This window comes from Burkholderia sp. KL41 (assembly GCF_057005415.2).
Map to the genome: position 1 here is coordinate 749860 of NZ_CM189268.1, position 25080 is coordinate 774939.

Annotated in this window: 18 protein-coding genes and 1 pseudogene; 11 read left to right on the forward strand and 8 right to left on the reverse strand. The window is 69.0% G+C overall.

The annotated features are described in order from the left end of the window. Position 1 precedes the first annotated feature (1 nt). The 3 genes from PQB87_RS37410 to PQB87_RS37420 form a co-directional block, all read right to left on the reverse strand. A complete protein-coding gene (locus PQB87_RS37410) occupies positions 2-1138 on the reverse strand; it encodes a muconate/chloromuconate family cycloisomerase (RefSeq protein ID WP_489244437.1) in 1137 nt (378 codons plus the stop codon). Positions 1139-2603: 1465 nt separating this feature from the next. Continuing rightward, entirely contained in the window at positions 2604-3263 is a 660-nt protein-coding gene (locus PQB87_RS37415) for an MltR family transcriptional regulator (protein ID WP_489244439.1), read from the reverse strand. Between the two features lie 408 nt (positions 3264-3671). After that, positions 3672-3905 carry a hypothetical protein gene (locus PQB87_RS37420; RefSeq protein WP_009691834.1) on the reverse strand — a complete coding sequence of 78 codons (234 nt, stop codon included), beginning with the start codon at positions 3903-3905 and terminating at the stop codon, positions 3672-3674. Positions 3906-4307: 402 nt separating this feature from the next. Between PQB87_RS37420 and PQB87_RS37425 the strand changes: the two genes are divergently transcribed. The 3 genes from PQB87_RS37425 (at position 4308) to PQB87_RS37435 (ending at position 8268) form a co-directional block, all read left to right on the forward strand. Beyond that, positions 4308-5780, forward strand: a complete 1473-nt coding sequence (locus PQB87_RS37425; RefSeq protein WP_489244441.1) for a benzaldehyde dehydrogenase — start codon at positions 4308-4310, stop codon at positions 5778-5780. 14 nt (positions 5781-5794) lie between these two features. Continuing rightward, positions 5795-6922 (forward strand): NAD(P)-dependent alcohol dehydrogenase, encoded by a 1128-nt coding sequence (locus PQB87_RS37430; RefSeq protein ID WP_489244443.1) that lies wholly within the window; start codon positions 5795-5797, stop codon positions 6920-6922. 176 nt (positions 6923-7098) lie between these two features. Further along, a complete protein-coding gene (locus tag PQB87_RS37435; RefSeq protein ID WP_226143653.1) occupies positions 7099-8268 on the forward strand; it encodes a helix-turn-helix domain-containing protein in 1170 nt (389 codons plus the stop codon). A 269-nt stretch (positions 8269-8537) separates the two neighbouring features. On the opposite strand, the gene iaaH is transcribed toward PQB87_RS37435, so the two are convergent. The 4 genes from iaaH to PQB87_RS37455 all read right to left on the reverse strand — a co-directional run bounded on the left by iaaH (position 8538) and on the right by PQB87_RS37455 (position 12690). Further along, positions 8538-10013: an indoleacetamide hydrolase gene (gene iaaH, locus PQB87_RS37440; RefSeq protein WP_489244444.1), complete on the reverse strand. Its 1476-nt coding sequence runs from the start codon at positions 10011-10013 to the stop codon at positions 8538-8540. Positions 10014-10115: 102 nt separating this feature from the next. Then, the gene (locus PQB87_RS37445; protein WP_489244445.1) at positions 10116-10829 is read right to left on the reverse strand and encodes a helix-turn-helix transcriptional regulator; all 714 of its coding nucleotides are present in this window, start codon (positions 10827-10829) and stop codon (positions 10116-10118) included. Further along, positions 10826-11260, reverse strand: a complete 435-nt coding sequence (locus PQB87_RS37450; RefSeq protein ID WP_233344789.1) for a hypothetical protein — start codon at positions 11258-11260, stop codon at positions 10826-10828. Before PQB87_RS37450 ends, PQB87_RS37445 begins: the two co-directional genes overlap by 4 nt. Positions 11261-11481: 221 nt before the next feature. Then, positions 11482-12690: a sugar transporter gene (locus PQB87_RS37455; RefSeq protein WP_174414234.1), complete on the reverse strand. Its 1209-nt coding sequence runs from the start codon at positions 12688-12690 to the stop codon at positions 11482-11484. 216 nt (positions 12691-12906) lie between these two features. Between PQB87_RS37455 and PQB87_RS37460 the strand changes: the two genes are divergently transcribed. Beyond that, the gene (locus tag PQB87_RS37460) at positions 12907-13581 is read left to right on the forward strand and encodes an HAD family hydrolase (RefSeq protein WP_059687748.1); all 675 of its coding nucleotides are present in this window, start codon (positions 12907-12909) and stop codon (positions 13579-13581) included. A gap of 106 nt (positions 13582-13687) precedes the next feature. On the opposite strand, the gene PQB87_RS37465 is transcribed toward PQB87_RS37460, so the two are convergent. After that, complete coding sequence (locus tag PQB87_RS37465; protein WP_060084533.1) at positions 13688-13930, reverse strand: DUF6566 family protein; 243 nt, start codon at positions 13928-13930, stop codon at positions 13688-13690. Positions 13931-14121: 191 nt separating this feature from the next. On the opposite strand from PQB87_RS37465, the gene PQB87_RS37470 reads away from it, so the two are divergent. From PQB87_RS37470 to glgB, 7 genes and pseudogenes are all read left to right on the forward strand, one after another. Beyond that, positions 14122-14817: an MgtC/SapB family protein gene (locus PQB87_RS37470; protein WP_059687747.1), complete on the forward strand. Its 696-nt coding sequence runs from the start codon at positions 14122-14124 to the stop codon at positions 14815-14817. Beyond that, positions 14814-15152, forward strand: coding sequence for a hypothetical protein (locus PQB87_RS37475; RefSeq protein WP_059687746.1), 339 nt, complete (start codon positions 14814-14816; stop codon positions 15150-15152). The genes PQB87_RS37470 and PQB87_RS37475 overlap by 4 nt, the downstream gene beginning before the upstream one ends. Before the next feature lie 37 nt (positions 15153-15189). Continuing rightward, positions 15190-15382, forward strand: a pseudogene (locus PQB87_RS37480) (endonuclease/exonuclease/phosphatase family protein); the annotation flags it as partial. Positions 15383-15410: 28 nt separating this feature from the next. Beyond that, entirely contained in the window at positions 15411-15899 is a 489-nt protein-coding gene (locus PQB87_RS37485) for a phage protein NinX family protein (protein ID WP_489244449.1), read from the forward strand. 154 nt (positions 15900-16053) lie between these two features. Then, positions 16054-19443 (forward strand): maltotransferase domain-containing protein, encoded by a 3390-nt coding sequence (locus tag PQB87_RS37490; RefSeq protein WP_489244451.1) that lies wholly within the window; start codon positions 16054-16056, stop codon positions 19441-19443. Then, entirely contained in the window at positions 19443-22856 is a 3414-nt protein-coding gene (treS, locus tag PQB87_RS37495; protein ID WP_489245143.1) for a maltose alpha-D-glucosyltransferase, read from the forward strand. Before PQB87_RS37490 ends, treS begins: the two co-directional genes overlap by 1 nt. Next, positions 22853-25060, forward strand: a complete 2208-nt coding sequence (gene glgB / locus PQB87_RS37500) for a 1,4-alpha-glucan branching protein GlgB (RefSeq protein ID WP_489244453.1) — start codon at positions 22853-22855, stop codon at positions 25058-25060. Before treS ends, glgB begins: the two co-directional genes overlap by 4 nt. The last annotated feature ends 20 nt before the right edge of the window (positions 25061-25080 follow it).

The following is a 25080-nucleotide window of genomic DNA, read 5'->3' on the forward strand; positions in this document are numbered from 1 at the left end:
GCTACCACGCGACGCGGGTGAGTCCGTCGCGGGTGAAACGCCTGACCTTGTCCTCGTCGAGTTCGATGCCGAGACCGGGGCCGTCCGGCACGGTCAGTTCGAAGTCGCTGTAATCGAGCGGCTGCGTCAGGATCTCTTCGGTGATCAGCAGCGGCCCGAACAGTTCGGTGCCCCACTGCAGGTTCGCGAAACTCGCGAACAGGTGCGCGGACGCCACCGTGCTGAACGCGCCTTCGAGCATCGTGCCGCCGTACAGCTCGATGCCGGCCGCGTCCGCGATCGCGGCCACGCGTTGCGCGGCGAACAGGCCGCCGCTCTGTTCGATCTTGATCGCGAACACGTCCGCGCCGTGATGCTTCGCGATCTCGAACGCGCTGTCGGGGCCCTGCAGGATTTCGTCGGCCATCAACGCGACCGGGAAGCGGCGCATCAGGCGCGCCAGCGCCGCGGCCGAGGCCACCGGCTGCTCGACCAGTTCGCAGCCGGCATCGGCCAGCGCCGGAATCGCGCGCGCGGCCTGCGTTTCGCTCCACGCCATGTTCACGTCGACGCGCACCGATGCGCGATCGCCGACGGCCTTCTTGATCTCGGCCACGTGCCGGATATCCGTCTCGGGCGCCTTTGCGCCGATCTTCAGCTTGAACACGTTGTGGCGGCGCTGGTCGAGCATGCGCTCGGCCTCGGCGATGTCGGTGGCCGTGTCGCCCGACGCGAGTGTCCACGCGACCGGCAGGCGATCTCGCCGGCGCCCGCCGAGCAGCTCGCTCACCGGCACGCCGAGCCGCTTGCCGTGCGCGTCGAGCAGCGCGGTTTCGAGCGCGCTTTTCGCGAAGTGATTGACCTTCGCGAGCTTGCCGAGGAACGCCATCAGCGTCTGGATGCGCGTCGCATCCTTGCCGACGATCGCCGGCGCGAGGTACGCGTCGATCGCGAGCTTCATCGCTTCGGGGCTTTCCGGGCCGTAGGCCATGCCGGCGATCGTCGTGCCTTCGCCGAGGCCCGTCACACCGTCGCTGCAGAACACCTTCACGAGCATCAGCGTCTGGCCGTGCATCGTGGCCACCGACAGCTTGTGCGGGCGGATCGTCGGCAGGTCGACGAGGCGGGTTTCGATACGTTCGATGGTGACGGAGGACATGGGGCACGCCGTGGGGGTGAAGTTCTTGAGGCGATTTATACGTCCCGGCCAGATGGAGCGTCCAATACTTTTAGGCGGGATTTTTGATACCTGACAGGTATTGAATTCACGCTCATCACGCTGAATACTGCGGTGCGCCATACCTGTTTTGGCTAGGTATGCGGGCTGAGAGGCTTGATGGGGCGCGGTCGTGCGGGTGCGGGGTACCGTTTGGACGGGGGCGCACTGCGGCGGCTTGTGGCGGCGGGAAAACGGCCTGAAACCGACGGCCTGCCGAGTCGATCAGGGTTTTCCTGACGCGGAAAATGGTGCGGCTGGCCGTCCGGGCTTCAGCTTCGGCATCTGTTTCCGCGAACAACCGGAAGGAATCGGGTTGGCGGGTGTCGACGTTCGTTGTCGATGTCCGTTGTTCATCAGAGGCTGACGGGCGCTGTCGGCCATGAGTCGCCTTTCAACTGATCCGCGGACTGACCGCTCCAGGCTGATTGCGGTCCTCCCAGAGACGAGGTGTGGATAGTTGCATGCCAGCGCTCTCGCTTAACGGGACGCAGATCGCTCATCAACTGGCCAAGCACCCCTCAGCGTTGCCGGAAGACAATTATTTATCAACCTGGCGATCAACGCGGCTACGATGGAGGAACCAAGATCTGCCGCGCCTTAACCAACCGTGCGCCAATGCGCGGATTCTGACTACTGGATGCTGGCGCTGTCTCGTCGGTACTAGTCCTCCCAACCCCAGGTCCCAGGGAAACCACGCAGGTTCATGCGATGCTGACAGTGCCACCCAGTTCACTGAAACTAGGTTCGGCGGGGTCTCTAGAACATCTTTCTCTCGATTCCACGAGAATTCCGTTGGCGCTAGGCAGCCAGGGGCAAGTGGCCACAACGCACCGAAAGTAAAGTTCGTCCAAGCACCGGTTGGCCCGATGCGAGTATGCGTAAAGAGCTCTTCATGGCGCAGGCTGTCACGACGTTCGACTGCGCCGCCCGTTGATGCCAGCACGTCCGCCAATGTTAGGTTACCGAGCGGAGGAATGTCTTCAAACATTGGAACTTGAAACGTGCCCCTATTCACCGTTAGAGCAAGCGCAACTGTCTGCACCGACAACTCGTCGCAGAAGTCGATCGTTACAAGAGCATCCAAATACCGATATGCCCACAATTTGCTAGACGTTCGACTAGGCGAGCCCAACATTTCCTGTACGCGGCTGGCCGGTGCTCCTATTTCAACAGCGAATAGCAAATCCGTCGGACATTGCTTGAGCAATGGCTGAAGCTTCGGCCGATCGAATCTTGCCCGAATTGAGCGCAATCCGCGCGGACCTAGTGTCACAATTACTACACCCATGCCTCCGAAAAAAGATCCGGCGGCACTTACCGCAAAATCCACCAAGTGGGAATTAATCATTCGCTTACCTTTACTTCGGATCGGGAAATCTTCTTATCGAGAATTGGGAGCGATGCGCTATGACTTTTTATTAATTTTTTCCTCAGCAGCCTTTATCTCATTCTCTTGGTCAACGATCTGGTGAACAAGAAAACGAAGGCAAGCTCTGTACGTGTCTCTTGTGCTCAACATAAAGCCGCTCGCAACGAAATCTTTTGTATGGTCCACACTTGCGCCTTTGTCTATCCTTTCCTGAGCCTCCTTTGTAATCCGCTTAACGATGCCGCAGATGTACATATTCTGCAGCCAATCTTTGATTGGGGGATCGTCAAAGCTGACGACATCGAGGTCGTGAGCGAATTTGTTTCGAATCTTGTTGACAGCGATAAGGTCGCGGTAAAGCTCAGGCCCAATGATCCGCAACATGTAAGCGAGACGAATCTTGGTTCCGAACGGTCCGAGCGGGCCGCTTGGGTGGAATAACTCGCGGGTAAGATCCTCTTCTCGACGCATCAGCAGGCGGAGTACCTCGGTCAAATGATTTTCGACGATCGCACCGAGTACGACTCCCATCGCACGGTCAGATGAGTGGTCATAGAACGCAGTACGCTCTGCTTCGGTCAGCTTTTCGTCTAAGCTCCGACGAGCGCTTTCTTCTCGTTCTTCTTGAACCATTGCACTGATGTCACTCGGCAGCCCCGGCGCGGGATCTTTCGGTGGATCATTCGTATTCGTCATTGCGTTTCCCCGTTGAGCTCAATTCCAACACGATTGAGACATTATCGCCGGAACTTTTTCTGCACTACACGCACGCGCAAATTTGCGCGTCCCGTGATTGCTCCGCTCGCGCCGCGGTCTAACAGGGATAGCACCGGGGATCCGCTTGCGTTGGCTTGGTCTTGCAGCTTGCGAGTTGCATAGGGCGTTGAATTGTAAGGTAACGGGGTGCACCGGTGAAACTCAGAATGTCCGCTTCCCACTGTAAATCGGTCACAGACTCAGCTGCACCGAATGACTGGAACGGGTCGATCTGCGCCGGTCATGCGTCACAGACCGGCGGCCGGCCGCCGTCGGCGATGGATTCAAGCGGCCGTTCGACACAGCTTTTTAGATCGTCGGCAATCGGTGCAGATAAGGGCGTAGCCTTTAGCGGTTACCGTCGATCAGATCGTTCAGCAGCGCATCGAACGCGGCCTGTGCGTCTTCAAGTTCCTGCAGGGCGGCATCAAAGGTTTGCAGCGCGAACGGCGAAGGCTCGCCGCTGCCTTGCGGCGGAAATTGCTTCTGCATCGAAGCGAACGTACTCTGCACGCGCAGCGTGGCGGCCACCATGCGCTCCATCGCCTGGGTTTCTTCGGCTCGGGCCTGTTCCGGACTCATTCCGCTCTCCTTGGATGGTTTTCTTGAAGACCAGATCGTACACGCTGTGTCCGTTCTTGCCGCCCTTGGCAGAACGACTCCGTTGAAGGTTCCAACGGCACGCTGCGGGAGAAGCGATTTAATCGGGAATGATTCCGCGGTCGCGCCGAGGCCAAGATACTCATCGGGCGTGGCTGCAAAATCCCGCCGCAGGTCACCCAGACGGCGTGCCGCACCAATCCGCACAACGACTGTTCAGTTTCCGCACACAAATTCGCAGACGCTCCCCATTCCACGCGCCCTCCGCGGGTGGGAAGAAACCCGGATAGCCCCGCTTCGCCGCGCCCGCCTACCCTCGCGCGCATGCCGGTCGGGACGATGCAAGGCCCGATCCGGCGGGTCGGAATTTCCTCAGGAGCGTACATGGATAGCAGCAGCAACACGGCACTGTTCGACGCCGACATCTGGCACGGCAAGACTTTCAACGGACGCTGGCACGCCAGCCCGCACGCGGCCGACGTGATCGAACCCGCGACCGGCAACACGCTCGGCCGCCTCGGCCTCGCGGACGGCGCGGCGGTGGCCGAAGCGTCAGCCGCCGCGCACCGCGCACAGCCTGCATGGTTCGGCCTGCCATACGACGAGCGCGCGGCGGTCCTGCGCCGCGCGGCCACCGTCGCGGAAACGCACTTCGATGCGATCGTCGACTGGCTCGTGCGCGAAAGCGGCTCGACGCGCGCGAAGGCGTCGTTCGAAACGTCGGTCACGATCAAGGCGCTGCACGAAGCAGCCGGGCTGCCGTCGCGCGCGGCCGGCGAAGTGCTGCCGTCGGCGGCCGGCCGGCTGTCGCTCGCGCGCCGCCGCCCGCGCGGCGTCGTTGGCGTGATCTCGCCGTTCAACTTCCCGCTGTACCTCGCGATGCGCGCGGTCGCGCCCGCGCTCGCACTCGGCAACGCGGTCGTGCTGAAGCCCGATCCGCGTACCGCCGTGTGCGGCGGCGTCGCGATCGCCCGCGTGTTCGAGCTCGCCGGCCTGCCGGAAGGCGTGCTGCACGTGCTGCCCGGCGACGGCGCGGCCGGCGCCGCACTGGTTGCCGATCCGCACGTCGCGATGATCCAGTTCACCGGTTCCACCGCCGCGGGGCGCAAGGTCGGCGAAGCCGCCGGCCGCCACCTGAAGAAGGTCTCGCTCGAACTCGGCGGCAAGAACTCGCTGATCGTGCTCGACGACGCCGATCTCGAGCGCGCCGTCGCCAATACCGCGTGGGGGGCGTATCTGCATCAAGGCCAGATCTGCATGGCGACCGGCCGCGTGCTCGTGCAGCGCGGCATTCACGACCGCTTCGTCGCGAAGCTCGTCGAGAAGGCGCGAAGCCTGCGCGTCGGCGATCCCGCGAGCGCGGACGTCGGCCTCGGGCCGCTGATCAATGCCGCACAGCTCGACCATGCGGCGAGCCTGGTGGACGCGGCCCGTCGCGCGGGCGCGCGTGTCGAGACGGGCGGCGGCCATCGCGACCTGTTCTTCGAGCCGACCGTGCTGAGCGGCGTCGCGCCGGGCAACCCGGCGTTCGACGAGGAGATCTTCGGGCCGGTCGCGGTCGTCGTGCCGTTCGATACGGACGAGGACGCCATCGCGCTCGCGAACCGCACCGAATACGGGCTGTCGACGGCGATCCTGTCCGCCGACGTCGGCCGGGCGCTCAGGATCGGCGAGCGCCTGAACACCGGGCTGCTCCACATCAACGACCAGACGGTCAACGACGAAGTGATCAACCCGTTCGGCGGCGTCGGCGCATCGGGCAACGGCTCGAGCATCGGCGGCGCGGCAAACTGGGAGGAGTTCACGCAGTGGCAGTGGCTGACGATCAAGGGTGAAGCGCCGCTGTATCCGATTTGACAAGGAGACCGAACATGTACACGGAAAACGATTCCCGCGTCGTCACCGCGGCCGTCGCGCGCGCGGCCGGCGCGCCCTTCTCGATCGAATCCGCCCGCCTGCGCGCGCCGCGCGGCGACGAGGTGCAGGTGCGTGTCGTCGCGACGGGCCTGTGCCACACCGACCTGATCGTGCGCGACCAGTACTACCCGGTGCCGCTGCCTGCGGTGCTCGGTCACGAAGGCGCCGGCGTGGTCGAGGCGGTCGGCCCGAACGTGAAGACGCTCGCCGTGGGCGACCACGTGGTGCTCACCTACGGCGCGTGCGGCCACTGCCCGTCCTGTGTCGGCGGTCACGGCGCGTATTGCCGGCAGTTCTTCGGGCTGAATTTCGGCGGCGCCGACGCCGACGGACAGACCGCGATCCGCGACGAACACGGGCAGCCGCTGCACGATCATTTCTTCGCGCAGTCGTCGTTCGCCAGCTATGCGCTCGCGCGCGAGAACAACGCGATCAAGGTGCCGCCGGAAGCGCCGCTCGAACTGCTCGGGCCGCTCGGTTGCGGGATCCAGACCGGCGCCGGCGCGGTGATCAATTCACTCGCGGTGCGCCCGGGCAGCAGTTTCGCGAGCTTCGGCGCGGGCGCGGTCGGCATGAGCGCCGTGATGGCCGCGCGCGTCGCCGGCGCGACGACCATCATCGCCGTCGACATCGTGCCGTCGCGGCTCGCGCTGGCGCTGGAGCTGGGCGCGACGCACACGATCAACAGCAAGGAAGTCGATGTCGTCGACGCGATCCGCCTGATCACCGGCGGCGGGGTCGACTACGCGCTCGAATCGACCGGGCTGCCCGCCGTGCTGTCGCAAGGGATCGAAGCGCTCGGCTCACGCGGCACGATGGGCGTGGTCGGCGCGCCGAAGCTCGGGACGAAGGCGGAATTCGACGTCAACAACCTGCTGCTCGGCGGTCGTTCGATCCGCGGCATCGTCGAAGGCGACAGCGTGCCGCAGACGTTCATTCCTCAGCTCGTCCAGCTGCATCTCCAGGGGCGGTTTCCGTTCGACCGGCTGGTGAAGTTCTATCCGCTCGAACAGATCAACCAGGCCGCGGAGGACAGCAGCCGCGGCATCACGCTCAAGCCGATCCTGCGTTTGCCGCATTGAGCGGCGACACGCCCCCGGTCGCGGGGAAAATCGCGACCGGGGGCGCGCATGGGCCTCGTGCGGCGGCGTAGCCGCCGCGAAAATACCGCGCCGCGGGCGCCGGGCTATATTACGCATTCGCGCGACACGCGGGCCGGCACGTCCGGCCCGAACCTTCGACCCAACTGGAGCGCAGCGTGAATGCAACCCCCGAATCCCCTGCACGGCCGGTCGACCTCGACCGGCTCCGCGCCCGCTTCGCGGCGGGCGAACCGCTGCCGGAAACGGCGTTGCCGGCCGGCGTCGCGCGCTCGTGGCTACGTTCGCGCGACGCCGGGCTCCGGCCGTGGCAAACCGCCCGCTATGAAATGCAGCGCGAACTCGACGAATCGCGCGCGGACCGCCGGCTGACCCGCTGCGTCGCGCAGGAAATCGAGCAGCTGTGGGCCGCGTTCGGCGGCAGCGAGTGGACGATCTTCTGCATCAATCCGCGCGGCACGATCGTCCACGCGCGGCGCAGCCCGCATTGCGACGACACGCTGCTGACGCCGATCGTCGCCGGGCGCCGGATCGTCGAGCCGAACATCGGCACGACCGCGCCGAGCTGCGTGATTCACGACGGCACCGAGGCGGTCGTCGCGGGCGCCCAGCACTATCTCGACGAATTCTCGCGCGTGTTCTGTCTCGCGGTGCCGCTGGTCGGTTTCGATGGGGAAGTGATCGGCGCGCTGGACATCACCGGCGTCGGCCGGCGCAATGTCGTGCAGTTGCGCGAGCAGTTCCGGCATGCGGCGCTGTCCGCCGAGCAGCGGCTGTATGCGATGCTGCGCGACTGCCATCTGCTGCAGGTGCAGTACGATCCGCGCTGGCTCGGCACGCCGCTCGCGGGCGTCGTCGCGCTCGACGAGGCCGGCCGCGTGCGCGCGGCGAGCCGGCTCGCGCGGCAGATGCTCGACCTCGCGCCGGCCGGGCCGATCGAACCGCACGATCTCCGGCAACTCTTTCCCGGCGCGACGCCCGCGCAGCAGCGTCGTTTGCTGACACCGGCGCGTACGCCGCAGCGGATCGCGCGCGACGACGGCAGCCACATCTGGGTGCGGGCCGTGCGCGCACCGCTCGATCGGGCGGCGATGCGGCGGCAATCCGATGCGCTGGAAGACGCCGCCGACGTGTGCGGCACCGCACCGGCCGCCAGCCCGCAGGCCAGCCTGCACGAGCAGTCGCTCGACGCGATCCGCCGGGCGGTCGACGAGCACGACGGCAATGTGTCGGCCGCTGCGCGGCAACTGGGCATCTCGCGCACCACGCTGTACGCGAAGCTCAGGCAGCTCGATGCAGCGGGAATCACGAACGCCGGCGCGCATTGATACTGCGTGCGGCGACGGCGACGGCGCCCCCGCCCGCCTCTCGTGCGGCCGCAACGTGAACCACACGATCGCGACCGCGCCGCCCCCGTCGCCCAAGGTGCCGATCCACGGCCGTTCGGCGTCAGCGGAATCCGCCGGTCGTGCATGCCGGCCGGCTTCGCGGCGAGCGCCGCCGGCATCGGCGATTCAGCCGCCGCCACGTCCACGTCCACGTCCACATCCACATCCGCGTCCACGGCGCGGCAACATGGCAGCGCGGCGGCATGGCGTCAGCCCGGATACCCCCCCAACCTGCCCTCGACCCCGAACCCGTCGTCCGGCGCCGGCAGTCGCCCGAGCACCCGCTCGACCTCCAGCGCGACCGCGATGAGTTCGCGATCGGTGCCGGCCGCGCCGTCGAGTGCGAGGCCGACCGGCAGCCCGTCCGCCGTCAGCCCGGCCGGGATGGTCATGCCCGGCACGCCGGCATTGCTGCCCGGCTCGGTATTGCGGATGTAGGTCGAGAACACCGAAGCGGTTTCGCCGTTGAGCATCATCGTGTCGCCCGCCGGAATCGGACACGCGGTGGCGATCGTCGTCGGAAAGACCAGCGCGTCGGCACCGCTGTCGGCGAGGCACTGCCGATACGCGGCACGCGAACGCGTCCGCCGGTCGAGCGCGGTGCGGTAGGCCGCTTCGCCGATCCCGTCGGGGCCGGTGACATGGCGGGCGATCTTCGCGACGTCCGGGCTCCCCACGTTCGCGACGATGTCGTCGACCGACAGCTCGTAGCCGTTCTCGACCAGGTACGCGTGCATCGACGAACGGAATTCGTACATCGCGATGACGGCCGGCTCGTCGTCGAAGAACCCCGGATAGTCGTTCAGGTCGAGGTCGACACATTCGAATCCCGCCTGCTCCAGCTTCGCCACCGCGGCATTCGCGACCGCGTCGACGTCCGGCGCGAGGCCGCGCCAGAACGTCGTGCGCGGGACGGCCAGGCGCACGGGGCGCGACGCGCTGCGCGCCGGCATCGACGTCGGCGCGCCGGTGCCGGAACCGGAACCGGAACCGGACAGGATCGCGTCGAGCAGCGCGATGTCCTCGACCGACCGCGCGATCGGGCCGACGGTGTCGCGCGTGCGCGAAATCGGCGCCACGCCGCCCGACGGGTAGCGCCCCACGGTCGGCCGCAGGCCGACGGCGCCGCACAACGCGGCCGGAATCCGGACCGAGCCGCCGGTGTCCGTGCCGAGCGCGGCGGGCACCACGCCCGCGCCGACCAGCGCGCCCGAGCCGCTGCTGCTACCGCCCGGAATCCGGTTGAAATCGTACGGGTTGCGTACCGCGCCGGTGACGCGGTTGTTGCCCGACACGCCGAATGCCAGCTCGTGCAGGTTGGCCTTGCCCGCGATCAGCGCCCCGTGCGCGAGCAGCCGCGCCACCACCGGCGCGTGCTGCGGCGGCACACGGTTGTGCAGCGCCAGCGTGCCGTTGCCGGTCGGCAGGCAGGCGGTGTCGATGTTGTCCTTGATCGCGATCGGCAGGCCCAGCAGCGCGTGCGGGGTGGCCGACGTCGCGAGGTCGCGGTCGCAGCGGGCCGCTTCGGCAAGCAACCGCGCATCGTCGACGCACGTGAAACCGTTCAGGTAGCGCCAGCGTGCGTGCCGCTCGATCAGCGCGTATGCGTACTCGACACAGGAAAACGTCCGGCGCAGGATCGCGTTCCGGGCTTCGGTGAGCGTCAGGGTTTCCAGGGTGGGCATCGTCGTCGTTCCTCGTCACGGGAGATCGCTACAAGGTAGGGCGTGCCGATTTTGACGCCCATCATCACAATGGATGACCCCGGCCGACGGCCGCGCCGCCGGTCACGCCAGCGCGGCGGCCAGGCTCGCGCGGTTGGCGACGCCCTTCTTCGCCATCACGCGCCGCAGATGCGTGCGGACCGTCGACAGCCCGATGCCGAGCGTGCGCGCGACGTCCTTGTCGGTGTAACCGGCGGCGACGAGCCGCGCGACGTCGCTCTCGCGCTCGGTCAGCCCCGTGCATGCGTGGCGCCGCCGCAGCAGCGCGCGCCGGAAAAACGGCTCGATGCCGTTCAGCAGCAGCTTGTCGCGCTCGGTGAAATCCGGCCGCCCTTGCGCGCGCCAGATGCGCAGGTCGCCGACGTGCGTCGCGCCGTCGAACGCGTAGACGTTGATGCCGTGATGCATGCCGCCGCGGCGCAGGAAATCGTTGTAGAACTCGGTTCGTTCCAGCTCGTGCCGGCTCACCACGTCGTCGACGCAGGTCGCCACGCGGCGCGCGCACAGTTGCGGCGTAACCGGGTCGATATGCTGGAACCACGCTTCGTACCGCGCGATCTGCAGCGGATCGACGTTGTACGCGAACCCGTTGCGCCACTGGCCGGTGTGTTCGTCGCAATCGAACGACGCGGCGAAATCCGCGCGGATCAGCTGCGTGATCGCGGGCAACACGACCGTCCGCACGTCGACGACCGGCCCCAGTTCTTCCAGGCGGGCGACGATGTCGCCGAACAGCCGGAGTTCCTCCGGCGTGATGTCGGAGACGGACAGGTTCATGACGCCGCCGCGACCGACGCCTGCCATAACGCGGCCACGCCGGCGTAATCCCTGACCTTGAACGCCGAGCCGTCGCGGACGTGAACCCAGCCGAGCGTGCGCTCGGCGAGCGGCTTGTCGTGGTCGTCCGTCGCGATCTTGACGATCGCATGCGCGCGGATATGCACGAGACCGTCCGGATAGTCGGACGACGGGTTCGCGAGCGTCACCGTCACGAACGGGCCGAGCTCCTGAAGGAGCCGGGCGGCCGGCGGCTGGTCGGCCATCAGCAACGCACCGCCCTTCACGCGGTCGTCCACGCGGATGGCCATGCCGCCCGGCCGCCGCTGCGCGGCGGTCGGCAGCGACATCCACAGCACGTGGCCGGCGTTCAGATAGACCTCGTCGGGGTCGCCCATCGCGTCGCGGGTTTCAATCCGGGCTATCGGCATGCAGGGTCTCCAGTCGAATATGGGCACCGCGTGCGGGTGCGGCGGCACCATGATGCCGCAATTTGCCGGCGTTCCGCGTGTCTCGCGTCGAAGAAGGGCGCGGCCACCCGTGGCAGGGCAACCGCGCCGCGCGCACGTGACTTGCTGCCTTGCCTGCGTGCCGTCGGTTCGCCCATCCCTGTTCGTGCGGGAAGCAAATGCCCCGGGCCGGGCCGCCGTCACTACCCGCCGGTCGCCGCTGTCGGCTCCGCTTCCGCCCGTTTCGCGTGAAGCCGCAACGCGAGCCACGCGATCCCGACCGCGACCGCGCCGACCACGCCGCCGAAGGTGCCGACCCACGGCAGCCCGAAGTCGCCGGCGATATGGTTGCCGATCAGCGCGCCCGCGCCGATGCCGACGTTGTACAGCCCCGAGAAGATCGACACCGCGAGGTCGGTTCCTTCCGGCGCCAGCTTCAGCACCCACGCCTGCATGGCCAGGCCGAAACAGACGATCGCCCCGCCCCACACCAGCGTATGCACGGACAGCGTGACGATGTTCAGCGCGCACGGGAACAGGATCAGCAGGCATCCCGCGAGCGCGACGATCGACCCGAGCAGGAAGTCGTCGGGACGGTGCGGATAGATGCGGTTGAAGCAGATCGCCGCCGGTATGCCGGCGATGCCGAACAGGATCAGCACATACGTGATCCGGCTGCTGCTCGCGTGGTTGACGCTCTGGACGAAGGGCTCGATGTACGTGTACGACGTGAAGTGCGCGGACACGACGAGCACGGTGATCGCGTACAGCGCCACCAGCGCGGGCCTGCGCAGGAACACGCCGACGCTGCCGAGCGACCCCGCGCCCTGGCTCGGCGATACCGGCAACGTGGCGCGCAGCAGCAGCAACGCGACGCCCGCCGCGCCGGCGATGATCAGGAACGTGACCCGCCAGCCGAAGGTCTCGCCCACCACGCGCCCGAGCGGAATGCCGGCCACCATCGCGATCGCCGTGCCCATCGCCAGCAGGCTGAGCGCACGGCTTTTCCGGTCGCTCGGTGCAAGGCGCACGGCCAGCGGCACGGAAATCGACCAGAACACCGCGTGCGCGCACGCGATGCCCAGCCGGCCGACCATCAGCACCGCGAAATTCCACGCGACGCCGGTCACGACATGGCTGCCGATGAACACCAGCAACGCCACCGACAGCAGCTTGCGACGCTCGACATGGCGCGTGGCCAGCGTCAGCGGCAGGGACACGACGGCCACCGCCCACGCATAGATCGTCAGCATCAGGCCGACGTCGGTCGCCTGCATGTGCAGGCTGTCGCCGATCGCGCTGAGCAGCGCGACGGGCACGAATTCGGTGGTATTGAAAATGAAGGCGGTGAGGGCCAGGGCCAGTACGCCCCACCACGAGTGCCTGGAACTGACTGCGTCCGGTGTTGCCATACGTGGATTCGACGAGACGAGGGTTGGGGGCGCGCGGCGCGGAGAACCCGGCCCGGCGATCGCCGCGATTGTACCAGCGGCGCCTGACACGGCGCGGCGCGGGGTGGCCGCGGGACATGGTCATGACATGGCCTTGCGCCGATAATGTGCGGCACGCTTTCACGACCCGTTCGCTCGACCCTTGTCCGCTCGCCCCCGGCGAGCCAGGAGATTCACATGCGCATTGAAACGTCATTTCTGTTCGATCTCGACGGCACGCTCGTCGACAGCGTCTATCAGCACGTGCTCGCGTGGAAGGAGGCGCTCGATGCCGAAGGCATCGAACTGTCGGTGTGGCGCATCCACCGCAAGATCGGCATGAGCGGCGGCCTGTTCCTGAATCAGCTGCTGCGGGAGACGTCGGGCAACCTCGACGCCGAACGCGTCGAGCGCCTTGCCCGCCTGCATGCGGCCGCGTACCAGCGGCTGCGCGCGCAGGTCCGGCCGCTGCCCGGCGCGCGCGAATTGCTGGCCGCGCTGTCGGCGGCGGGCATCCGCTGGGCGATCGCGACCAGCGGACGAATGGAAACGGCCGCCATCAATCTCGAGGCGCTCGGCGTCGATCCGGCGAAGCAGGTCGTGGTCACGCGCGACCAGGTCAAGTACGCGAAGCCCGACCCCGACCTGTTCCTGACGGCCGCCGCGCAACTGAACGTGCCGATCGAACACACGGTCGTGGTCGGCGACAGCATCTGGGACATGCTCGCCGCGAGCCGCTGCCGCTCGCTCGGCGTCGGGCTGCTGTCGGGCGGTTACGGCAGCGACGAGCTGGAACGCGCGGGCGCGCTGCGCGTGTACGACGATCCGGCCGATCTGCTGTGGCATCTCGACGAGATCGCGGCGCGCCCCTGAACCGCCCGCCTCGCCGACGGCACCCCTGCGCGGGATCGCCGTCGGTTTCACCGGCCGCGAACGGCCGGCCGCGCCGTGCCATAACGCCATACAGCCGACGAGCAGCTCAATCGTCGTCCACGCGCCTGTCGATCAGGTACCGACCCCGCTCGACGCCCGCGCGCAGCGCCTCGACCTCGGTCAGCCACTCGGGGCCGGCCGGCTCCGGCACGATCAGCTCGATGCGCGCGCCGCCGACATACACCTGCACCTCGTCGCGCCACGCGCCGCGTTCGTCGCGCCGGGCCCAGACGAGGATTTCGTGGCCGCGATACGGGTCGCGAACCTGTGCGTCCTGTTGATGTTGCATGGTGGCCTCCTGTCCTTATCTGCGATTCCGATGCAAAAAATGCGCGCCGCGTGACCACCGCGCGCGCGGCGAACCTTGTGCGCACGCGCCGTGCCCGGCCGGCACGCGGCTTGCGTCCCGTTACGTATCGACCGTATCGACAGTCTTGACCGTTCCGGGCCGCCTCGCGCGGGCCGCAAGGATTTCCCATCATGATCGGCCACCTCGAACTTCTCGGACGCCTGCTGCTGGCCGCGCTGCTCGGCAGCGTGATAGGGCTCGAACGCGAACGCCTGAACTGGGCCGCCGGGCTGCGCACGCACATGCTCGTCTGCGTGGGCTCCGCGCTCGTGATGCTGGTGTCGACGTTCGGCTTCGAAGACGTGCGCGGGCAAAACGGCGTCGTGCTCGACCCGTCGCGGGTCGCCGCGCAGGTGGTGTCGGGCATCGGCTTTCTCGGCGCGGGCTCGATCCTGCTGCGCGGCGAGGTCGTGCGCGGGCTGACGACCGCCGCGAGCCTGTGGGCCGTGGCCGGTGTCGGGCTTGCCACGGGCGGCGGCATGTACATGGCGTCGATCGGCGCGACGGCGATCGTGCTCGCGATTCTCGCGGGCGTGAAGCCGCTCGAGCGCCGCTTCATCGCGCAGCGCCAGCAACGCACGCTGCTGCTCGTGGCCGAACGCGGCGGCCTTACGCTCGGCACGCTGCATGAGGCGCTCGGCCCCGGCCGGGTGCGCGTGAAGCGGTTCATCGTCCAGCAGTCGGACGACGATCCCGACACCGACGACATTTCCGTTTCGTTCTCGCGCACCAGCGGACCGGAATTTGCCGCCATCTGCGAAACGCTGCAAAGCATCGCCTGCGTACGGACCTGTCAACCCGATACCGCGTCAAGGAGCTTCGCGTGACCCGCACCGACCTGCTCTCCCATCTCGTGTCGTGCCAGCTCGCGGCGCGCATGCGGTCCGGCGCGTGGCTCCCGACCCGCCAGCTCGTGGGCGCGCAGCGCGCATGGCTCGCGAGCCATCGCGCCGAATGCGGATGGCTCGAGCGGATCAAGATCGCGGACGCCTCGACGACGATCGCGCAAGGCATCTACGCCATCGCGGTCGCGCACGGCGATCCGGCCAGCGGCGAACGCGTGCGGCTCGATGCGGATTCGCCCGAACTGCAGGCGCTGCGCGCACGCTGCGACGCGCTGCTGCAGCATATCGACGGCGATCGGGACGTCGACGCGCGATGATCGTGCGGGATCACGCGACACGGGCCGAGCGCCGACGCGACGGCCGACGGCGCCGCGCACGTTCCCGACCGTGTGCCCGGTGTTCTCGCTGGCCCCGATCCGGGCCCATCCGGGCGAGCTGCTGATCGACGTGGCCGTGCATCGCAGCGTGCGCGCGGCATACCACTATCCATCCGCTGGTCGCGCGAATGCGGGCGACGCCCGCGGCGGGCACGTCGCTTGCGCGGTGAGCCGGTTTCGACCGGACGGAGCCCACCCATGCGAACCGACGCCCTCGACGGACAGGCACTCGACTACTGGTGCGCCCGCGCACTGTGCGTGGACGACGAAGACACGCTGCGCTTCACCGCCGTCACGCCGACCGTCGTCGTGACGGCCGCCTGTGACGCGTTCCGGCACCTCGATGCCCCGTTCACGCCGTCGACATCGTGGACCGACGCCGGCACGGTACTCGACCGCGTCGACGATCTGCGGATCACCCGCCACGGCGACGACGTCGAATGCGACGCCACCTTCGCCGACGGCCCGTCGACCTGCGGCGCGCACGCCCGCGATGCGCGCGTGGCGCTGCTGCGCGCGTTCGTCCGCGCGCGCTTCGGCGACGAGATCGACCCGCCGCCGCCGTTCGCGCACCGGATCGAACACGGCGCCGTCGTGCGCTACGACCCCGGCGTGCCGCTGCCCGACGCGGACGACGATCGCGGCACGGGCGACAGCACGGATATCCGCTCGATACCGCGCATGTAAGTGCATGCATGTACCCGGCGTTCATGTAAAAACGACAGTCCCGGCACCGGCCGGCTTCCCGCGCGCGCCTTGCCCGGCGGGACACCGCACGGCGGGCACGCGCGTTGCGGCACATCGGCGCTATCGACTGCCGCCACCCGCTCCGCGCCACGCCATGGACTCCACGCCGACCTTCGCCCCGCATATCTATTTCTGCGACGCCCGCCTCGTCGGGCCGCTCGACGCTTGGCCGCAGACATTCGCGCACATCGCGGGCATGGGCTTCGATCACGTGCTGGTCGGCGGCTTCTGGGCCGCGAGCGTCGCCGGCTTTCCGCGTCACGTGGCCGATTTCCGGCGTCCGGCCCAATCGTTCGCGACGCGTGCAAGCGCGCTCGAAACCTTCTCGCGGCTCGCCCAGCTCGCGCACGGCCACGGGCTGCGCCTGCTGCTCGAAGTCGTGCCCGACCGCATCGCGCGCGACAACCCGCTGCGCGCCGAACATCCGGACTGGTACGTCGAGCGCACGCACGACGACGCGCTGATCGATCCGCGCGGCACTGCGCACGCGCTGGACCTCGCCCACGCGAACCTCGGGAGCGACGCGGTGCGCGACGCGCTGGCAGCCTGGTGGTGCGCGCACCTCTGCGCATTCGCCGATGCGGGTGCCGCCGGCTTCCTGGTCGACGCGCCGCATCATCTGCCCGCCGACTGGTGGCCCGGCTGGCGCGCGGCGCTGCGCCGGGCGCGCCCGGACGTCGCGGTGCTCGCGGGCGTGCCCGGCCATGCGCGGGACGCGCTCGCGCAGCTCGAAGGCACCGGGTTCGACGCGGTGTTTTCATCGGTACGCTGGTGGGACCTGCGCGCGCCGTGGTTCGTCGACGAACACCGGCTGCTGCGGCGCATCGGCTCGCCGATCGCGTTTCCCGACGCGTTCGACGGCGCGCGCCTCGCCGACGACTGGCCCGACGCGCCGGACGATACCGTCGCCCGCGCCTATCGCCGCGCACTGTGGACGGCCGCGGCCGTCGGCACCGGCTGGCTCGTGCCGATGGGCTTCGAACGCGGCGTCACGGTGCCGCTGATGGCGCGCGACGCCGATGCGGCGCGCTACCGCGCCGCATTCGAGCGCGCGCGCTTCGACCTGTCGGGCGCGATCGCCGATGCGAACGCGTGGCGCCGCGCCACGCCCGTCGCGGCCGCGCGCGGCGAAATCGTGCAGCTGAGCGCGCCCGGCGCGGCGGCGACCACGCTGCTGCGCGGCATCGGGCCGTCGCTCGAACACGACGAAGCCGCGCTGCTGATCGCCCTGAATCCCGATCTCGACTCGGCGGCAACGGTCGACCCCGCGACGATCCTGCCCGGCGTGCCGGGCGGATTCACGCGCGTCGTCACGCACGACGGTACGCGAGCCACCCCGCCGGCCGCGCTGGAACCGTTCACGCTCGAACCCGGCGCCTACGCGCTGCTGCATGCGTGGCCCGCACCGCCCGCCACGACACGCGCCGACGCCGCGAGCGAGCGCGGCGCGCTGTCCGCCGCGCTCGCGGCCGACCGGATCGCGATCGAGCGCGTCGAGCCGTCGGTCGACGGCGGCCGCTTCGCGGTCAAGCGCGTGATCGGCGAGACGCTCGTCGTCCGTGCATCGATTTTCACCGATGGGCACGCGCATCTCGCGGCCGCGCTGCAGTGGCGCGCCGCCTGCGACGACGACTGGCGCGAAATCCCGTTCGAAGCCGAACCGAACGACGGCTGGCACGCACGCGTCACGCTCGACCGGCTCGGCCGCCACGAGTTTCGCGTGATCGCGTGGCGCGACGACTGGGCGTCGCTCGTCGACGATGTCGCGAAGAAAAACGCGGCCGGCCAGGACGTGACGCTCGAACTGCGCGAAGCGCAGCTGCTGCTCGCGACCGCGCTCAGGCTCGCCGATCCGCTCGATGCACGCGCGCTCACGCGGATGGAACAGCTGGCCGCCGGGTTCAAGGACGCGCCGGCCGACGCGCGGCTCGCGCAACTCGGCGCGGCGCCGCTCGCCGATGCGTTCGCGGCGCTACGCTACCGTCCGTTCGTCACGCACACGACGCCCTTCCCGGTCGACGTCGAGCGCCGCGCGGCGCGCTTCTCGAGCTGGTACGAGATGTTTCCGCGCTCGGCGAGCGACGACCCGGACCGGCACGGCACGTTCGACGACGTGATCGCGCACCTGCCGCGCATCCGCGACATGGGTTTCGACGTGCTGTATTTCCCGCCGATCCACCCGATCGGCACGACCGCGCGCAAGGGGCGCAACAACAGCCTGACGGCCGGCCCCGACGACGTCGGCAGCCCGTATGCGATCGGCTCGCCGGACGGCGGCCACACGGCCGTGCATCCGCAGCTCGGCACGCTCGAATCGTTCCGCGCGCTGGTCGACGCCGCGCGCGGTCACGGGCTCGAGATCGCGCTCGATTTCGCGATCCAGTGCTCGCCCGACCATCCGTGGCTCGCCGCGCATCCGGGCTGGTTCGCGTGGCGGCCCGACGGCTCGCTGCGCTTCGCGGAGAATCCGCCGAAGCGCTACCAGGACATCGTGAACCCCGATTTCTACGCGCCCGATGCGTTGCCCGACCTGTGGCTCGCGCTGCGCGACGCGATACTGTTCTGGGTCGACGCGGGCGTGCGGATCTTCCGCGTCGACAACCCGCACACGAAGCCGCTGCCGTTCTGGGCGTGGATGATCGCCGACGTGCGCGGCCGGCATCCGGACGTCGTGTTCCTGTCCGAGGCGTTCACGCGGCCGGGGATGATGTATCGCCTCGCGAAAGTCGGCTTCTCGCAGTCGTACACGTACTTCACGTGGCGCGAATCGAAGCGCGAATTCATCGACTACCTGACCGAGCTGACGGCCGGCCCCGCGCGCGAGTTCTTCCGCCCGAACTTCTTCGTCAACACGCCCGACATCAACCCGCGCCACCTGCAGAACGCGCCGCGCACGCAGTTCGTGATCCGCGCGGCGCTCGCGGCGACGCTGGCCGGGTCGTGGGGCATGTACTCGGGCTTCGAGCTCGGCGAATCGGCGCCGCTGCCGGACAGCGAGGAATACGCGGACGCGGAGAAGTACGAGCTGCGCGCGCGCGACTGGCGCCGCGCCGCGCACATCGGCGCCGAGATCGCGCGGCTGAACCGCGCGCGACGCGCTCACCCGGCCCTGCAGACGCATCTCGGCATCACGTTCGCCGACGCGGACAACGACGCGGTGCTCGTGTTCGTGAAGGCGACGCCGGCGTTCGACAGCGTGGTCGCCGTCGCGATCAGCACCGACCCGTGGCATCCGCAGGTCGCGAACTTCACGCTCGACGCATCGCTGTGGCGCGGTTTCGGGCTCGTCGACGGCGAACCGCTCGACGCGCTCGAACAGGACGCCACACACGCGGAAACCTGGCGCGGGCATCGCCAGTACGTCTCGCTCGATCCGCACGCGCGGCCGTATGCGATCTGGCGGCTCACGCCGTCTCCAGGCGCCGCGCGGGCGGCGGCGCGCGAACCGGGCGACGCCCGGCCCATTTCGGGAGCCCATGGATGATGAAACGCGAAGATTCCCTCGACGACGTGCGTCGCGCACAGTTCCCGTCGCTCGAGCCGGCCGGCACGCCGCGCCGGCGCCGCGCGCGCCGCCGCGCGCCGGCCCTCTGTGCGGACGATCCGCTGTGGTACAAGGACGCGATCATCTACCAGGTGCACGTGAAGTCGTTCTACGACTCGAACAACGACGGCATCGGCGATTTCCCCGGCCTGATCGCGAAGCTCGACTACATCGCCGAACTCGGCGTCGACACGATCTGGCTGCTGCCGTTCTACCCGTCGCCGCGCCGCGACGACGGCTACGACATCTCCGACTACCGCGACGTGCATCCCGACTACGGCACGCTCGCCGACGTGCGGCGCTTCATCCGCGAAGCCCATGCGCGCGGCATCCGCGTGATCACCGAGCTGGTGATCAACCACACGTCGGACCAGCATCCGTGGTTTCAGCGCGCGCGCCGCGCGAAACCGGGCTCGAATCACCGCGACTACTACGTGTGGTCCGACACCGACACGAAATACGCGGGCACGCGGATCATCTTCCTCGATACGGAAACGTCGAACTGGACCCACGACCCGCTCGCCGGCCAGTACTACTGGCACCGCTTCTATTCGCACCAGCCCGACCTGAATTTCGACAACCCGGCCGTCGTGCGCGAGGTGCTGCAGGTGATGCGCTTCTGGCTCGACCTCGGCATCGACGGGCTGCGGCTCGACGCGGTGCCGTATCTGGTCGAGCGCGAAGGCACGAACAACGAGAACCTGCCCGAGACGCACGCAATCCTGAAGCAGATCCGCGCGACGATCGACGCCGAGTACCCGAACCGGATGCTGCTCGCCGAGGCGAACCAGTGGCCGGAGGACGTGCAGGAATATTTCGGCGACGAGAACGAATGCCACATGGCGTTCCACTTCCCGCTGATGCCGCGCATCTACATGTCGATCGCGAGCGAGGACCGTTTCCCGATCGTCGACATCATGCGGCAGACGCCGGCACTCGCGCCGAGCAACCAGTGGGCCGTGTTCCTGCGCAACCACGACGAACTGACGCTCGAGATGGTCACCGACTCCGAGCGCGACCTGCTGTGGCAGACCTATGCAAGCGACCGGCGCGCGCGGCTGAACCTCGGCATCCGGCGCCGGCTCGCGCCGCTGATGGAACGCGACCGGCGCCGCATCGAGCTGATCAACTCGCTGCTGCTGTCGATGCCCGGCACGCCGGTGATCTATTACGGCGACGAACTCGGGATGGGCGACAACATCCATCTCGGCGACCGCGACGGCGTGCGCACGCCGATGCAGTGGTCGTCGGACCGCAACGGCGGCTTCTCGCGCGCCGACCCCGAACTGCTGGTGCTGCCGCCGGTGATGGGCTCGCTGTACGGCTATGACGCGATCAACGTCGAGGCGCAGACGCGCGACCCGCATTCGCTGCTGAACTGGACGCGCCGCATCCTGTCGACCCGCCGCGCGTCGCAGGCGTTCGGGCGCGGCACGATCCGCTTCCTGCGCCCGGAGAACCGCAAGGTGCTCGCGTACCTGCGCGAGCTGGACGGCCACGATCCGGTGCTGTGCGTCGCGAACCTGTCGCGCGCGTCGCAGGCCGTCGAACTCGACCTGTCCGGATTCGCGGGCCGCGTACCGATCGAGATGACGTCGGATTCCCCGTTTCCGCCGATCGGCCAGCTCCCGTATCTCCTCACCTTCCCGCCGTACGGCTTCCTGTGGTTCGTGCTCGCCGAACATGGCCGCGAGCCGTCGTGGCGGCAGCCGCACGCGGAAGCGCTGCCCGAATACGTGACGCTCGTGATGCGGCGCGGCGAGGCGCGGCCGAACCTCGAGCAGCTGCACACGCTCGCGCACGATGCGCTGCCGTCGTGGCTCGCGCGGCGGCGCTGGTTCGCGTCGAAGGACCGCACGATCGGCGAAGCCCGGCTGAACGTCGTCACGCCGGTGCCGGGCGAGCCGTTCGAGTATGCGGAGGCCTGGGTCGAATCGGGCGCGCAGCGCGACGTCGAACGCTACGTCGTGCCGCTCGCGGCCGCATGGGGCGGCGAGACCTCGCAGCCGCTGTTCACGCAGCTCGCGCTCGCGCGCGTGCGGCGCGGCCACACGATCGGCTACCTGACCGACGCGTTCGCGCTGCCGGCGTTCGCACGCGGGATGCTGCGCAAGCTGCGCGACGGCGCCGTGGTGCCGACCTCCGACGGCGGCCGCCTCGCGTTCCTGCCGGAAGACGCGCTCGCCGCGCTCGACCCCGGCGACGACGCCGAAGTGCGCTGGCTCGCGGCCGAGCAGAGCAACAGCTCGCTCGTGATCGGCGACGCGATCGTGCTGAAGCTGGTGCGCAAGGTCGCGCACGGCGTGCATCCGGAAGCGGAAATGAGCCGCTACCTGACGCGGATCGGCTACCCGAACACCGCGACGCTCGCGGGCGAAGTCGTGCACGTCGACCCGGACGGCACGCCGCATACGGTCGCGATCCTGCAGCGTTATGCGGACAACCAGGGCGACGCGTGGACGCGCTCGTTCGACTTCCTGCGCCGCGCGGTGGACGAGCTCGCGCTGCCGGCCGCGGACAACGACGAAACCGACGACGCCGACGAGGAACCCGAGGCGCTGCTCGGCTACGCGGCGTTCGCGGGCATCATCGGCACGCGGCTCGGCCAGCTGCACGTCGCGCTCGCGCAGCCGTCCGACGACCCCGCGTTCGCGCCGGAGCGGGCGGCGCCCGGCCATGTCGACGGCTGGTGCGCGGACGCGATCGCGTCGTTCGAGCGCGCACTCGACGTGCTGCACACGCGGCTCGACGCGCTCGATCCCGCGATGCGCGCGGCGGCCGACACGCTGCTCGCGTCGCGCGACGCGGCCGCGCGGGCACTCGGCGAACTCGTGCCGCGCACGCTCGACGCGCAATGCATGCGGATTCACGGCGACTTCCATCTGGGGCAGGTGCTCGACGTGCAGGGCGACGCGCTGCTGATCGACTTCGAAGGCGAGCCGGCGCGCCCGCTCGAGCGCCGCCGTGCGAAGTCGCATCCGCTGCGCGACGTGGCGGGCCTGCTGCGCTCGCTGTCGTATGTGAGCGCGACCGCGCAGTTCGCGATCGAGAAAGCGCCGCCGCAGGCGGCCGGCCGCAAGCGTGCGCTGTTCGACCGCTTCGGGCAGGCCGCCGCCGACCGTTTCGTCGACTGCTATCGCGCGGCCGCCGACCTCGCGCCCGCGCGCTTCGTCGATCCGCGCTACGCCGACCGCCTGCTCGCGCTGTTCCTGATCGACAAGGCGTCGTACGAGCTGTGCTACGAAGCGGCGAACCGCCCCGACTGGCTGAGCGTGCCGGTCGGCGGGCTCGCGGCGCTGGTCGAACGGCTGCTCGACGACGGCGGCGCATCCGACGACGGAGGCACGCGATGACCGATACGCTGTTCGAACGATCCGACATCGACGCGCTGCTCGCCGGACGTCATCCCGATCCGTTCGCGTGCCTCGGCCCGCACGGGCAGACCGGCCGCACCGTCGTGCGCGCGCTGCTGCCCGGCGCGACCGGCGTGCACGTGCTGTCGCCCGACGGCGACGAACTCGGCACGCTCGCCTGCGTCGATCGCGCCGGCTGCTTCGCGGGCACGATCGCACGCAACGGCGGCGCCCCGCACTACCTGCTCGCGGTCGACTGGCCGGACGCGCGGCAGGTGATCGACGATGCGTACGCGTTCGGCACGCTGCTCGACGACGCAACGCTCGCGCGCCTGTCGGCCGGCGACCCGGCCGCGGTGCTCGACTGCCTCGGCGCGACGCCCCTGCGCATCGACGACACCGACGGTGTGCGCTTCGCGGTCTGGGCGCCGAACGCGCAGCGCGTGTCGGTGGTCGGCGATTTCAACGCATGGGACGGCCGCCGCCATCCGATGCGGCTGCGGCAGCCGTCGGGCGTGTGGGAGCTGTTCGTGCCGGGCATCGGCGCGGGCGAGTGCTACAAGTACGAGCTGCGCGCGGCCGACGGGCGCGTGCTGCCGCACAAGGCCGACCCCTGTGCGCGCGCGACCGAGGCGCCGCCGCGCACGGCGTCGGTCGTCGCCGACGTTGCCGCGCTCGACGCGTTCGCGTGGCACGACGACGGCTGGATGCACGCGCGGCCGCGTGCCGACCGCTACCGCGTGCCGTGGTCGATCTACGAGGTGCACGCGGAATCGTGGCAACGCGTGCCCGACGAGATGAACCGCAGCGCGACGTGGGACGAACTCGCCGAGCGGCTGATTCCGTACGTGAAGGGGATGGGCTTCACGCACGTCGAGTTCATGCCGATCGCCGAGTACCCGTTCGGCGGATCGTGGGGCTACCAGCCGCTCGCGCAGTTCGCGCCGTCCGCGCGCTTCGGGCCGGTCGACGGTTTCGCACGCTTCGTCGACCGCGCGCATGCGGCCGGCATCGGCGTGCTCGTCGACTGGGTGCCCGCGCATTTCCCCGACGATCCGCATGGCCTTGCGCAGTTCGACGGCACGGCGCTGTACGAGCACGCCGACCCGCGCGAAGGCTTGCATCCCGACTGGCACACGTGCGTGTTCAACGTCGGGCGTACGGAAGTCGGCGCGTTCCTCGCCGCGTCGGCGCTCGCGTGGGCGCGCCGGTATCACGTCGACGGCATCCGCGTCGACGCGGTCGCGTCGATGCTGTACCGCGACTATTCGCGCAAGGAAGGCGAATGGGTGCCGAACGTGCACGGCGGCCGCGAGAACCTCGAATCGGTCGCGTTCCTGCGCATGCTGAACGACACGCTGCACGGTGCGGCCGCGCCGGCCGGCGTCGTCACCATCGCGGAGGAATCGACCGCGTGGCCGGGCGTCACCGCGCCGACCGGCGACGGCGGGCTCGGCTTCGACTTCAAGTGGAACATGGGGTGGATGCACGACACGCTCGCGTACCTGCGCGAAGACCCGGTGCACCGCCGCCATCACCACGACCGGATGACGTTCGGGCTCGTGTACGCGTTCTCCGAGCGCTTCGTGCTGCCGCTGTCGCACGACGAGGTCGTGCACGGCAAGGGTTCGCTCGTCGCGAAGATGCCGGGCGACGCATGGCAGCGGCTCGCGACGCTGCGCGCGTACTTCGGCTTCATGTGGGCGCACCCCGGCAAGAAGCTGCTGTTCATGGGCAGCGAATTCGCGCAATGGGCCGAGTTCGCGCACGACGCGACGCCGCACTGGGACCTGCTCGACGCGCCCGCGCATCGCGGCGTGCAACGGCTCGTGCGCGACCTGAACCGCACCTATGCGGCGGAACCGGCACTGCATGCGCTCGACTGCCACGCGGCCGGCTTCTCCTGGCTGATCGGCGACGACCGCGACAACAGCGTGTTCGCGTTCGCGCGCCGCGACGACGCCGGGCACCTCGTGGTCGCCGTCTGCAACTTCACGCCGGTGCCGCGCGCGGCCTACCGCCTCGGCCTGCCCGCCCCCGGGCAGTGGCGCGAGCTGCTGAACACCGACGCCGCCCCGTACGGCGGCACCGACGCCGGCAACGACGGCGCCGTGTGGGCCGAGGCCGTGCCCGCGCACGGCGAGGCGTGGTCGGCGCTGCTGCGCCTTCCGCCGCTCGCGACACTGTGGCTGACCCCCGCCTGATCACCCGCGCCCTCGACACG